Raw genomic sequence first — 344 nt, 5'->3', positions numbered from 1 at the left:
CAGCAAATCCCTCGTCTTGTGCTGAAGCAACGCTGCCTGCTGAGCCGGTGACCTGACTGGCACGAAGCGCATCGTCGGCCGGGTCACCGCCTCGCAGATCGCCTCGGCGTCAGCGGCATCAGTTTTACCCCGCTTGACGTATGGCTTCACATAGACCAGCGGCATCATCCTGACCGTATGTCTGAAAGCCGCAATCGAGCGCGCCCAGTAATGCGACGTGCCACACGCTTCCATACCGGCCAGGCATGGCGGGAGTGTTTCAAAAAACCGGAGAACTTCACCGCGCCGTAAGCGACGGCGTACGAGAATGTTCCCAAGACTATCGATCCCATGCACCTGAAAAA

At 58.7% G+C, this 344-nt stretch carries 1 pseudogene; it reads right to left on the bottom strand.

Annotated features, from left to right (window positions below):
• Nucleotides 1–344 (bottom strand): annotated as a pseudogene (locus B7449_RS16490) (IS110 family transposase); the annotation flags it as partial.

It is taken from the genome of Komagataeibacter intermedius TF2, from assembly GCF_000964425.1.
In the GTDB taxonomy this organism is placed as follows: Bacteria; Pseudomonadota; Alphaproteobacteria; order Acetobacterales; family Acetobacteraceae; genus Komagataeibacter; species Komagataeibacter intermedius.
Note: the sequence above shows the minus strand (reverse complement) of the source record. Positions and strands in the feature narration are given on the sequence as shown.